Below are 12,868 nucleotides of genomic sequence, written 5' to 3' on the forward strand. Positions count from 1 at the left end.
GCGGCGCGGTCACTCAAAGCTGTCGGCGAACACGCGCTCCAGCTCCAGCGTCGCCGTGGTCATCTCGATCGGCGCGCCGCGACCGGTGCTTTCCCACAGCGTATGCAGCGTGGTGCCCCAGCTGTCGGTGACGTTGCCGTCGCGCAGGGCCTCGATGTAGTGGCGGGTCAGCGTCTGGTAGTAGAGCTTGGCGACTACGCGCGCGGTGTTGGGCGGCATGGCGACGTGTTGTTCGTGCCAGTACTCGGCGTCACCGTAGCTGATACCGACCACCGGCGCGCCGGCGTTCGCAAAGGTCGTGTTGTTGAAACCACGCGGCGGAATGCGCGTGTCCTTGGCGATGGTGTCGGCCAGCGCCATGTGCGTGGTCACGCCGGCCGGCAGACCGGTGGCGGCAGCAGCGCCCGCGCTCAGCGCCACCTGCATTTCATAGACCGTGGTCGTAGCTTCGTCCAGATGCGCGGTGCCGCTGTCGTAGTGACCGCGTTCGAGCAGCAAGGTGTCGTTGATGTCGTAGAACTTCAGGTTCAGCCAGACGCGACGGCCTTCGATGTGCCCGGTCGGCAGCTTGTGTCCGGACTGGTTGATGACGCGCGCAACCACGTCGGCACCGTCGCGCGACAGTTCGACCGTCGCCGCGCGCTGCAGCATCGACAGCGCCTTGGCGCGACCGGCCGCCACGTGCGCCGGGTTCACGTCCGGATCGCCCACGGTGTAGGCCGCGATCAGATCGAGCGAGGGCACCGCGGCACCGGCGAAGTCGTGGGTGGCCATGTCGTTGCGGTCTGGCCCGAAGAAGCAGGCCTTGGCCGCAACCGTCGGCATGTGGCAGTCCTGGCAGGTCGCCACCACCGGGCTGCGGTTGCCGCCGAAACGGTCGCCGAGATCGACACCGCCAGTCGCGAAGGCCGACAGTTTCCATTCGGTATAGGTGCGCTCGAGCGGGAACTGCTGCCACGGGTCGTGGCTCGGCGACTCGGCATTGACCAGGTTGTACAGGTAGGTGCCATCGCCCTGCTTCGACACCGCGACATTGCCCACGTCATGGCAGGTGCCGCAGAGCTTGGCCTCGCGCAGGAACGGCGAGACCAGCAACTCATGCGATGCCGAGTGGTCGCTGCGCGGGCCGCGCCGGCGGCCCTGCGGATCGAGCACGAACATGGCGTTCGCCGCGTAGTTGGGCACCGCCGCCAGTGCTGCGAGCACAGCCTGGTCTTCCGGCGGGCTGACCCCGGCCTGGTAGCTGGGGTCAACCATGCTGTGGCAGAAGTGGCAGGTCACGCCTTCCTTGTCGCGGGCATCGAGCGTGCTGCCGTTGGCTTGCGCAACGTGCCCGGTCACCACCGCGACTGGCACGTGGCAGCGCAGACAGAAACTGCCGACGTTGGCGACGTCCTGGTTGGCATTGGTCATCTGCGCATAGAACAGCGGGTCCTTGCCGCCGAGCGCCATCAGGCTTCCGGCCCAGGTCGCCGAGGGTTCGGCCGCGGCGTTGTAGTCGCCGTGGCAGTTCGCGCATTCGCTGGCCGGGCGCAGGTAGGCTAGCGACATGTCGCCGATCTGGGTGCCGGGCACATGGAAGTCGGTCTGGGTCATCGGAATCTGTGCCGCTGCCGTCAGCGCCCAGCCCAGAGCCAGCATCGCCGCCAGCGCGATCCGGCCTCGTCCCCGCATATTGCCCATAATATTTCCCCACAATCTTTACAGCGAGCCTAGGCAGTGATGGCAGCGGCGCCCTTGACGCCGATCAAGCGCGCGCATGGTAGGCCGCCACGGCAAGACGAATCGTCGAGCCGGTCACTGCAAGCAACGTGCCGACGGCGGTTACCCTAGCCGCCATGGCCTATCTGTTGATCCTGTTCTGGAACCTCGCTGCACTGTTGCCGATCGGGCTCGGCTGGTGGGGTGTGTTCCCGGTGCTCGGGTTGTACTGGTTCGAGAATGCCTGCACCGGCTGGTTCCAGTACCGGCGCATGAGCGATCTCGAACGTGCGCGCCCGGACCCGCGGCAACCGTTCCCGATGAGCCGTTTCTTCGCGATGCACTACGGCATTTTCACCAGCGTGCACGGGATCCTGGTGCTGGCGTTCTTCGGCCTCGCCAGCGGCGGCTTCCGCGAAGCCGCGAACGGCTGGTGGCTGTCCGCGGCCGTCGTGGTGTTCCTGCAATGGCAGGGCTACCGCGAATGGCAGCGCGCCGACGGTGCGATGCGCAGCAGCAGCGGCCGACTGATGGCCGAGCCCTACGCCCGCGTGCTGGTGCTGCACGTGATCGTGCTGGTCGGCGGTTTCCTGGCGCTGTCGGCAGCCGAGCCGCGCAACATCCTGATGCTGTTCGCGGCGCTCAAGCTCGCGGTCGAACTTGCCGCGAATGCGCTGTGGTCACGCTTTGCCGGCGATGCCGCTGCTCAACGCCGCTGACCATCAGGCGGCGTCGACCGCCAGTTCCACGCGATTGCGGCCGAGACGCTTGGCGCGATACAGCGCCGCGTCGGCGCGCGCGATCAGCGCCGCCGCGGATTCCTCGCGGTCGCCCGAACGGGTGGCGATGCCGATGCTGATGGTGACACCGGACATCGCCGCGGCGACCGCAGCACGGATGCGTTCGGCCAACTGCCCTGCCGCCGCCGCATCAAGCCCGGCAGCGACCACCGCGAACTCCTCGCCGCCATAGCGGGCCACCAGCTGTTCGCGCGGCACCACGTCGCGCAGCACGCGCGCGACCGTGCGCAGCACGTCGTCCCCGGCCTGGTGGCCGCGATCGTCGTTGTAGGCCTTGAAGTGGTCGACATCGGCGAACAGCAGGCTGAGCGGACGTGGCTCCGCCAGCATCGCCGCGGACGATCGCGCCAGTTCGTCGTCGAAGTGACGACGGTTGGCGAGCCCAGTCAGGCCATCGCTCTGCGCCAGTCCGCGCAACTGCTCGTTGGCGTGCTGCAGCTCGCGCGTGCGCGCCTGCACCTGGGCATCGAGCTCGCGATTGCTCGCACGCAGCCGCCGCACCTTGAGGCGTTGGCGCTGCACCAGTGCCAAGGCCAGCAGCCCGACCAGCAACACGATGGCGAGCGGGATGACCCAGGCACGCTGGTACCAGCGCGGCACGATGTTGAACTCGAACGCTGCCGCCTCTGCAGATGGGCCATAGCGACTGCGCGCGCGCATGCGCAAGCGATAGTCGCCCGGCGCCAGCGCGAAGAACGCGGCACTGGCGCGATTGCGCCACGGCGACCAGGTGCGCCCTTCCGGATCGAGCGTGAACTGGAACTCGCTGACCCCCACGCCGTCCAGTCGCGGATAGGCGAACTCGAACTCCAGGCTGCCGCCATTCAGCTGCACCTGCGCGGGGCGGTTCAGCGGCAAGTCGAGCGGCGCCGCGCGACCATGCAGCACGCGGGCCGCACTGATGCGCGGCCGCACCGACGACGCTTCCGGCCGTGCCGCCGTCGGCATCGGCGCGTAGCGAAGCAGGCCGGCTTCGCTGCCGACGAAAGCGGCATCGTGCGACTGCGGCAGCAGGTCGTAGACGGCTCCGGTATGCACGCCTCCAAGCAGCACCACCGACCAGCCGTGCCCGGCGTCGTGGCGGTACACGCTGTGGAAGCTGAACGCCCAGATGCTGCCATCGGCGCCGGTGCGAAACAGCACCTGCTCGTTCTCATCGAGCAGGGCGGCCAGTCCATCGGCATCGTCGCTGCGAAAGCGCTCGCCATCGTTGCGATACAAGCCGCGCGCCAGGCTCACGTACAACGCGCCATCGAACATCGACACCAGCGCCGGCACCTCCGCGCTTGCCGGCAAGCCGGACCCCTCGCCCACCGCCTCGAAGCGCCAATTGCCGGGATCGGCAACGTCACGCCGCAAGCGATGCAGACCGCGGTCGCTGGAACCGAGCCAGATCGATCCGGCCGACGCGACCATCGACTGGATCTGCCAACCCGGAGACGACTGCTGCCGGCGCAGCTGCCACTCGCCTTCGACCTTCGCGAACAGCGCCGGGCCATGTTCGGTGCCGACCCACAGCAGCGCGGGATCAAGCGGGTCGGGCAGGAACTGGCGCGGATACAAGCCATCGTCGGACAACGCCGTCATCACTCCCGCGCGCAGCCGGAACAGCTGTTTCGAACTGGCGAGAAGCAGTCCGCCGCCATCGCCATGCACGCCCCAATATTCGGCGTCCGCCGCCTCAGCGGGCAGCAGCCGCTGCAACCCATCCTCCCCCGCCAGGGTCTTCGCGAAGACGCCGTTCCAGGTGCTGGCGTAGAGCGCACCCGCGGACTGGTGGAGTGCGTAGATGCCACCCACCTCGTTGGTTGCAGGATCGGCCCGGCGCCAGCTCGGTGGCCAGTCCAGGCGCGAGACACCGGACAGGTCCAGGGCGAGCAGGCTGCCATCGCGTGCGCGGATTACGTCGACCAGAAAGTGATTTCCGAGCGGCACCTTCTCGACCGTGCCGAGGGCGAGGTCGAGCACGCGCAATGCCCCGTCCGATGCCGCAAGCACGGCGTGCCCGTCATCGAACAGTTCGCCACGGCCGGCCTCGGCGATCTCGCGCGCGAGCTCCGGCGTGGTGCGATCGACAAAAGCGCCGTCCTGCCAGAATGACAGCGACGGCCGTACGTCATGCAGCAGCACGCGACCATCGGCGAGCGGCAGCAGGTTGTAAATCAGCGCCTCGGAGAAGCGCTCGCCGCCGGGCAGCAGTTCGAAGTTCTGCCCGCGCAGCACCTTGAGCCCCTGTCCGCGCCACTGCAGCCAGACTTCACCATCGACCCAGGCGATCCCGCCGAAGCGCCCGGGTGATGCCAGAAACCCCGCCGCCGACCGTCCTTGCCAACGGCGAACACGTCGTAGAGGGCACGGAAGTACACGGTGTCGCCGGCGTCGATCACTTCCCAGACATCGGCGAAGCGGCGTCCCTGCAGGTCGGCTTCGAACTGCGCCGAGACATCGACATAGCGCTCGCGGCCGCTGTCGCTGCGCTCGATGTAGCCAAAGCTGTTCGCGGCACCGACCCAGGTGCGGCCGTCCGAACCGGCCAACAGCGCGCGCACCGCGCCCGGACGCGGCAGCGCCAACCAGTGCCAGCGACCGCCGTCGAAACGCAACACGCCGTCGATGCCGCCGATTCGCAGATCGCCCTCGCTCCCCTGGATCAGCGTGAAAAACTGCGGATAGACGCGCAGGTCGGGCTGGAACTTCACCGCCAGCAACTGCTGTGCCTGGGCGGCCACGCAAGCCACCGCCAGCAGCCACCCCCACCACCCGCGTCCATGACTGCGTTGAACCATCTGCACCTCTGCGCCCGCCCCCAGTCTAGTGAGCGCGACCGCGGCGACAGTCGTGGTTTGCGCAGCGGTTGCGAACTGTTGCGTTGAAAGATTTTCCGCGTGGCCGCGTATGTTGATCGTGAAGTCCGCATGATGATGGCAACACCCTGGTTTCCACCAAGATCGCCCGACCAAGGCATGTGCCCATGAACACTCCGAACCGACCACGAACCGCGCACCCGAGGGTCAGGAAGTCTGTTGCGGGCTGGCTCTACCGGCCTGGCTGCTTGCACACGCGGCCATGGCGGCACAGATCGAACTCGTGCCACCGATCGGATCGGTGACGTTCGGCAGCGACGTGATCGTGCTGCCGAACGGCAACATCGTGGTGCGCGACGAAGAGGCCTCGATCCCGGCCACCAAGGCCGGCGCCGTGCACCTGTTCTCGCCGACCGGCACCCTGATCAGCACGCTGCGCGGCGCCAGCGCCAACGACCAGATCGGCAACTGGGGCATCCGCGTGCTCGACAATGGCCACTTCGTCGTGGTCAGTCGTTACTGGGACAACGGCGCAGCCGCAGACGCTGGCGCCGTCACCTGGGCCAACGGCGCTGCGGCGACCACCGGGACCGTCAATGCATCGAACTCGATCCTCGGCACCATCGCTGGCGACTTCATCGGCTCCAGCCGCGTGCTGGCGCTCGCCAACGGCCACTACGTGATCAACTGCGGGCGCGTCGACATCAATGGCGTCGGCGACGCCGGTGCCTCGACCTGGGTCAACGGCAGCGGACCCGCGACCGGTACCGTGAGCGCAACCAACTCACTGTACGGCACCACGACCATGGACCGCGTCGCGGAAGACGGCGCCGTGCTGCTCGCCAACGGCCACTACGTCGTCTTCAGCCAGTTCTGGGACAACGGCGCCGTCGTGGATGCCGGAGCCAACGCCTGGTGCAACGGCAACACCGGATGCAGCGGCCCGATCTCGGCCGCGAACGCGCTGGTCGGTACGGCCGGCAGCCCGGTCAGTGGCGTCACGCCGCTGAGTGATGGCAACTACGTGGTCCGAAGCCCGGACTGGGACAACGGCGCCCTGCTCGACGCCGGCGCCGCTACCTGGGCGTCGGGAAGCGCCGGGCTGAGCGGCACGGTCAGTGTCGCGAACTCGCTGGTCGGCCCGGCTGCCGGCGACCGCACCGGCCGCTACGTCTACGCGCTGACCCAGGGCGGGTATCTGGTCGGCAGTCCGTATTGGGACAACGGCGCGCTGCTGGATGTCGGCGCCGTCACCTGGTGCGGGGCCGGCGGAAAAATCGGCACGGTGGCGATGGCCAACTCGCTGGTTGGGGCGCTCGCCGACGACCAGTTCGGTGTCAGCGCGCTCGACCCCTTGCCCGACGGTCGAGCGGTGATCCAGAGCGAGTACTTCGACCAACCACCCGCGACCGATAGCGGCGCCACTACCCTGCTTCCCCTCGGCGGTCTGACCGGCATCGTCCCCGCCAGCCACTCGGTCCTCGGCACCGTCACCGACGAAGGCTCCGCGCTTTACTACGACTACGACCCGAGCCGCGGCCAACTCGCCGTCGGCCACGGACCGGCGAATCGCGTCACCTTGTTGTGGCTGACGCCCGACGAACGCAAGATCTTCCGCGACAGCTTCGAGTAGGTGCGCAGCACCGGCTCACGGTTCCGGCCATGTGCTCGCGTCGATGGTTTCGCGATACGCGTGGTAGGTGGCGTAGCCCAGCCACGGCATGACCAGGCCGAGGCCGAGCAGTGCGGTGGCGAAGCCGAGCGCGGTGAGCGCGCAGATCAGCAGCGCCCACTGCAGCAGCACCCCCTTGTTGCGCAGCACCGCATGCACACTCGACACGCAGGCGGTGACCATGTCGACGCGGCGGTCGGCAATCATCGGCAACGAAAACGCGCTGGTCGCGAAGGTCAGCGCCGCGAACAGCGAACCGATCACCGATCCCACGAGCAGGAATTCGACCAAGGCGCGGGTGTCGCCGGCGCGCACTTCGATAAAGGCGGTGACCAACATCCCGGCACGCGCCCAGACCAGGATGATCACCAGTTGCACCAACGCGAAGATGCCGGCATGGCCGAGCACGCGCCGCATCATCCAGACCGAATCGGCCAGCCTCGGCTCGCGCCCGGCGAGGCGAGCACGACTGACCGCATACAGCCCGACACCCACCAAGGGCGCGACGTACACGAACCCGGACAGCAGCATCGTCAGCAGCGCGAAGCCGCCGAGCGACCAGGCCAGCAAGGACACCAGTGCGCTGACCAATACGATCGCCAGCCCGAAGCCGGCACTGAGCACCGGTGTTGCACACAGGTCGTGCCAGCCGAGCGCCAGCCAACGCCAGGGCGCGCGCGCATCGAGCGTGCGGCACGGCGTCACGAACGGCCGCAGCGCACCACCACTGCCTACTGGTTGTTGCATCGCATCCACCCGCTGTCTCCCACCGCCGCCACCAGCGAAGCTAGTCGTCGCGATGTCTTCGGCGCGCGAACGTCGGACCTGCGACGAACGAAATCAGCGCAACTGGCTGTCCTTGCTGCCGCGCCGGGTTGTAGCCGCCGACCGCCGTGGAATTGCGATCGGCCACGTCCTGGCACGGCACGCACAGCCGCACCCCCGGCACCGCCTTGCGCCGCGCCTCGGGAATCGCCGCGCCGCACTCCTCGCACAGCACCCGTGACGGCCCCTTCGCCAATCGGCTGCGCGCGCGCTCCACGGCGTCCTTCACCGTCGCATCGATCTGGTTCTGCACCGCGCCGTCGCCGGCCCAACCGGTGGCCATGAGGTTCTCCTTCCGCCGAGCCGGCATTGTACGCACGCGCCGGCGATCACTCCGCGCACGCATCCTCGGCTGCATGCGATCATGGCGGCAGTGCCGCGGGCGACAGATTGATCCACAGGGAACGTGATGAACGAGCACAGCCGGGTCCGTGTTCCAAACCTCCAGCACCTGATCCTCGCAATGCTATGTGCCGCGGCTGCCACGCTGGTGAATGCGCAGGACACGCTGCGCCGGGCTGCCGAACCCGACTGGGTCGAACCGGCGGAATTCGATGCACGGCCCGCCGGGGACGATGCGTTGGTCCAGGACGGAACGCATTACCTGCTTGCCGACTATCAAGTCGATCTCGCCCTCGAAGGGCGAAGCATCTATCGCCACTTTGCCGCTCGCGCAATCACGGATGAGGGTGTCGCTGCATTGGGCAGCATCGAGATCGACTTCGATCCGTCGTTTCAGGAGCTGACGCTGCACACGCTCCGGCTGACGCGCGGCGACCAGGTGATCTCGCAGCGCGACCGCGCCGCGGTGCGCATTTTGCAGCGCGAGACCAACCTCGAGGCAAGCATCATCGACGGTAGCCGCACCGCCAGCATCATCCTCGACGATGTGCGGATCGGCGACATTCTGGAATACGCATATACCGTGCGTGGCTCGAATCCGGTGTTCGGCGGTCGAGAAGCCGGCGCATTGCCATTGCAATGGGAACGTCCATTGTCCAGGCTGCAGTTGCGACTGCTGGTTCCGCACGCTCGGAGTCTGGAGCCGGTCTTGGTGCGCAGCGATCGCGCGCCGAACAAGCGACACCGCGGCACCCGTCGCGAGTACGTCTGGCGCCTGGACGATGTTCCCGGTCTGCGCGTCGACGCCGAGGCGCCCGCCTGGTTCGACCCCTACCCGACCGTGCAATGGAGTGATTTCGGCGATTGGGTCGCGGTCGCGAAGTGGGCCGAGCCGCTCTATCGAACCCCCGCCGCGTTGGGCGAGAAGCTGGAGGCGGAACTTGCCGCCATCCGCAGCACCCACGCGGACCAGGAGTCACGACTGCTCGCGGCACTGCGCCTGGCGCAGGGCAAGGTCCGCTACCTTGGCATCGAGATCGGCAATCGATCTCATGCACCGTCTCCGCCCGATGTCGTGTTCGAGCGACGCTTCGGCGACTGCAAGGACAAGTCGCGCCTGCTGGTGAGCCTGCTCAAGTCGCTCGACATCGATGCGCACGTGGCCCTGGTGCACAGCGACCGGATCGTGGATGCCAGCGATCGCCCACCGAGTCCCAACTGGTTCGACCATGCCATCGTGCAGGTCCAGCGCGAGGGGCGCAGCTACTGGCTCGATCCCACCCGGCCCACCCAGTCCTCGTCGCTGGCAACCTTGTACCAGCCCGATTTCGGCCTGGCCCTCATCGTCCACGCTTCGACGCGATCATTGGTGCCGATGACGCCGGAGCGCCGGCAGGTTCGCGAAGTGCATGTCGACATCGACCTGCGCAATGGAATGGATGCTCCGGCATTGATGGTCGTGCGCACCACGTACCAGGGCGCTGGCGCCGAGCAGCAGCGCTCGGAGCTGGTCGGGAACAACACCGATGCGGTCCAGAAGCAATACCTGAACTTCTACGCCTCGTACTACCCGGGCATCGAGAGCGCTGCACCGCTGGACGTGCAGGATTCGCCGTCGTCGAACCGGCTCACGATCACCGAGCACTACCGCGTGCCCGATTTCTGGCCACTCGACGATGCCAAGCAGCGGCGCACGGCGTCGATCAGCGCCCCCGATCTGCTCAGCTACCTGACGCAGCCATCCGAAGCAGTGCGCACTGCTCCGCTCGGCCTGCGCCATCCATTCGAATTGCGCGTCGACACCGAAGTACGCCTGCCCGAAGCCTGGCCCATCACCCCGGAAACAGTGACGGTAGACGATCCACAATTCTCTTTTTCGCATGCAATCAGCGGCGACCAAAGCCACCAGGTGTTCAAGCAACGCTACCGCTCTCTTGCCGACCACGTGCCGGCAAGCCGCGTCAGCGAATTCACCTCGAATGTGCAGAAGGCGCGAGAGAGCGTCGGCTATGAGTACTACTACAACCTCGGCGTGGCCGAAGCGTCGCCATGGGACGAAATGAACTGGAGCGCTGCGCTGATCGGACTGTTCATGCTCGGCGCAGCCGTTTGGGCGGCCCGTCGTCTGCATGCCTACGATCCTGCGCCGCAGGCCGAACCAGCGCCTGGTGCACCGATCGGCCTCGGTGGCTGGCTGGTCTTGCCGACCATCGCAGCAGTAGCCAACGTCTTCCTTGTCCTGCGCCATGGAAACACCGTGCTCGCCCCATTCGCGATGTCGACCTGGGCGAGTCTGACCAGCCCCGGTGGTGAGGCCTACCACGCTGCTTGGGCACCGATTCTGCTGTTCGAACTCGGCGGCAACATCGTGCAACTGGTCATGGTCTTCCTGGTGCTGGCCCTTTGGTTCACCCGACGCACCAGCGCGCCGCGCATGTACACGGCCTATTTGTGGTTCTCCCTCGGATTTCTGGTGCTTGACCTCTTCATCGCTGGCGCATCCTCCTTGCCAGGGGTGCAAGTCAACTCTGAAGACATCCAGGAGTCGGTGCGCGCGTTTGTTGCCGCAGTGATCTGGACGCTCTACTTCCAGAGATCGCAACGGGTCAAGGCGACGTTTACGCGGCGCCGCACCGCTGCAGCGACCACGGCCCATGCCGCACCGTCCCCTCCCGAGCTGCCGCTCGATACCATTGCCTAGCCGCGGCACGGGGTGGAAGCATTCCCCTCGACGCGGCGTCTTCCTCAACCGGAGATTTCCATGATTCGCTCACCCGTTCTCGCATTGATTCCGCTCGCACTCGCGTTCTCGCTGTCGGTCGTGGCTGGCGAGGAGGCGCCGAAGATGTCGCCCGAGGAACAGGCGATGATGGAGGCCTTCGTCAAGGCCGGAACACCGGGCGCGCAGCATGCGCGGATGGCCAAAGCCGCTGGCAGCTACATGATCACGGTGAAGAGCTGGCAGCAGCCCGGCGCCGAGCCGACGGTGGACCAGGGCACGGTCACGCGCCGGGTGATTCTCGACGGTCGGGTGATGGTCGAGGAGATGTCCTCATCGATGGGCGGCCAGCCATTCAGCGGCTTCGGCCTCAGCGGCTTCAACAACGTCACCGGCAAGCACTGGTCGACCTGGAACGACAGCATGTCCACGGGCCTGATGGTGGCCGAGGGCGATTGCGATGACGCCGGCGCCTGCCGCTTCACCGGGAGCTGGGATGACCCGATCAGCAAGGCCAAGGTCAACGCGCGCATGACCTCGAACTGGAGCGACGCCGACACCGAGACTTTCGCCATGTTCGCCCCCGGCCCCGACGGCAAGGAGTTCCAGATGATGGAGATCCGCTACCGCCGCCAGAAGCCCTGAGTCTCTGCCGAGGCTGGCTCTTGCAAGTGTGGGCCGCTGCAGTTTCCAGCACACGCGGCTCGGCTACTCTGGCGGCACCGGTTGGATGGAGAGGCACCATGCGCGTTGCGATGCGATGTGGCTGGCAGTGGCTGATGCTGTCGGGCTGGGCGCTGCTGGGTAACGCGGCCGCGACCGACTTCGTGGTCAACCAGTCCGGCGATATTCCATTCGGCTTCAACTGCGCGAGCGGGCAGCCGTGCACCTTGCGCGAAGCGGTACAGCAGGCCGCGAGTGGCAGTGGGCACCGCGTGCTGGTCGCGGTCGCGCAATGCAATCTCGACAGCATGCTGATCATCGACAACGCCCAGTTCGCCATCATCGGTGCGCTCGCGGCGCCATCGCGGCTGCGCCTGAATGTCGCGACCACGCGCGTGCTGACGGTGCGCAACGCCGATCTGACGCTGCGCAAGCTCGACCTGCTGGGCGGCACGATCAGCGGACAGGGCGGCGTGATCGCGGCATTCCCGTTGCTGCCGACACCGCCCACGTCGCTGCGCATCCACGACTCGATCGTCAGCGGCGGTACCGCCGCCAGCGGCGGCCAGGGCGGCGGCATCTACGCGCGCGATACCGCGCTGCTGCTCGATCAGGTGGAACTGAGCTACAACGTCGCCGGTGGCGAGGGCGGTGGCCTGTTCATCGATGGCGGCACGCTGGAGGTGCGACATTCGCGCATCGAACGCAACGAGTCGGGCGTCCGCGGCGGCGGCATCTACACGGCCAACACGCCGACGACGATCACGAACGCGCTGATCGCCGAGAACACCGCGGCGCAAGACGGCGGTGGCGCGGTGATCTCGGTAAACCAGATGACATTGGCCAACAGCACCTTCTGGGGCAACGTCGCGACCACTGCCGGAAGCGGCTTGTCGGTGCGCGGTTCCGGCACCAGCGGCAGCATCAACAACGTGACGTTTCGGCATATCGCCAACCCGAGCAGCAGCGAGCTGGCCTTCCTCGGTGCGCCGCTGGTGACGCTTGGCAACAGCATCGTCGCCGGCACCTGCTCGGGTGCTGCAATCACGGCCAGCAGCAATCTGGAAAGCCCCGGCAACACCTGCGCGTTTCCGGCCGGCAATCTGATCAACATCAGCGATCTGGCGCTCGCGCTTGGCCCCCTCGCAAACAATGGCGGCGCCACCAAGACGCTGTTGCCACAGCCCGGCAGCGCCGCGATCAACAGCGCCGGCAGCGGCTGCGAGGCAGATGACCAGCGCGACTACCAGCGCAATGCCGGTCCCTGCGACATCGGTGCGGTCGAAGTCGGCGGCGCCCTGCCCGCTGCGATCTTCGCCGACGGATTCGAGTAATCGCGCCC

At 67.1% G+C, this 12,868-nt stretch carries 9 protein-coding genes and 1 pseudogene; 5 read left to right on the forward strand and 5 right to left on the reverse strand.

What is annotated here, in order from left to right; translation table 11 throughout:
- Window positions 1-9: 9 nt before the first annotated feature.
- Window positions 10-1,683 carry a hypothetical protein gene (locus IPG63_16930; GenBank protein ID MBK6728873.1) on the reverse strand — a complete coding sequence of 558 codons (1,674 nt, stop codon included), beginning with the start codon at window positions 1,681-1,683 and terminating at the stop codon, window positions 10-12.
- A 128-nt stretch (window positions 1,684-1,811) separates the two neighbouring features.
- Here IPG63_16930 and IPG63_16935 point away from each other — a divergent pair, with 128 nt between their 5' ends.
- On the forward strand, window positions 1,812-2,420 hold the full coding sequence (locus tag IPG63_16935; protein ID MBK6728874.1) for a hypothetical protein: 609 nt from the start codon (window positions 1,812-1,814) through the stop codon (window positions 2,418-2,420).
- Between the two features lie 3 nt (window positions 2,421-2,423).
- Here the strand turns inward: IPG63_16935 and IPG63_16940 are convergent, their stop codons facing one another.
- Together IPG63_16940 and IPG63_16945 are read right to left on the reverse strand one after the other, a co-directional pair.
- Complete coding sequence (locus tag IPG63_16940) at window positions 2,424-4,724, reverse strand: GGDEF domain-containing protein (protein MBK6728875.1); 2,301 nt, start codon at window positions 4,722-4,724, stop codon at window positions 2,424-2,426.
- Window positions 4,664-5,287: a hypothetical protein gene (locus IPG63_16945; GenBank protein MBK6728876.1), complete on the reverse strand. Its 624-nt coding sequence runs from the start codon at window positions 5,285-5,287 to the stop codon at window positions 4,664-4,666. Before IPG63_16945 ends, IPG63_16940 begins: the two co-directional genes overlap by 61 nt.
- Before the next feature lie 280 nt (window positions 5,288-5,567).
- Here IPG63_16945 and IPG63_16950 point away from each other — a divergent pair, with 280 nt between their 5' ends.
- The gene (locus IPG63_16950; GenBank protein MBK6728877.1) at window positions 5,568-6,938 is read left to right on the forward strand and encodes a hypothetical protein; all 1,371 of its coding nucleotides are present in this window, start codon (window positions 5,568-5,570) and stop codon (window positions 6,936-6,938) included.
- Between the two features lie 15 nt (window positions 6,939-6,953).
- On the opposite strand, the gene IPG63_16955 is transcribed toward IPG63_16950, so the two are convergent.
- Window positions 6,954-7,724, reverse strand: a complete 771-nt coding sequence (locus IPG63_16955; GenBank protein MBK6728878.1) for a DUF2189 domain-containing protein — start codon at window positions 7,722-7,724, stop codon at window positions 6,954-6,956.
- A gap of 93 nt (window positions 7,725-7,817) precedes the next feature.
- Window positions 7,818-8,085, reverse strand: a pseudogene (locus IPG63_16960) (DksA/TraR family C4-type zinc finger protein).
- Window positions 8,086-8,211: 126 nt separating this feature from the next.
- On the opposite strand from IPG63_16960, the gene IPG63_16965 reads away from it, so the two are divergent.
- The 3 genes from IPG63_16965 (at window position 8,212) to IPG63_16975 (ending at window position 12,860) form a co-directional block, all read left to right on the forward strand.
- Window positions 8,212-10,845, forward strand: coding sequence for a DUF3857 domain-containing protein (locus IPG63_16965; protein ID MBK6728879.1), 2,634 nt, complete (start codon window positions 8,212-8,214; stop codon window positions 10,843-10,845).
- A 60-nt stretch (window positions 10,846-10,905) separates the two neighbouring features.
- On the forward strand, window positions 10,906-11,508 hold the full coding sequence (locus tag IPG63_16970) for a DUF1579 domain-containing protein (GenBank protein MBK6728880.1): 603 nt from the start codon (window positions 10,906-10,908) through the stop codon (window positions 11,506-11,508).
- A 98-nt stretch (window positions 11,509-11,606) separates the two neighbouring features.
- Window positions 11,607-12,860, forward strand: a complete 1,254-nt coding sequence (locus IPG63_16975) for a hypothetical protein (protein MBK6728881.1) — start codon at window positions 11,607-11,609, stop codon at window positions 12,858-12,860.
- Window positions 12,861-12,868 lie beyond the last annotated feature (8 nt).

The sequence above is a fragment of the Lysobacterales bacterium genome (assembly GCA_016703225.1).
In the GTDB taxonomy this organism is placed as follows: domain Bacteria; phylum Pseudomonadota; class Gammaproteobacteria; order Xanthomonadales; family Ahniellaceae; genus JADKHK01.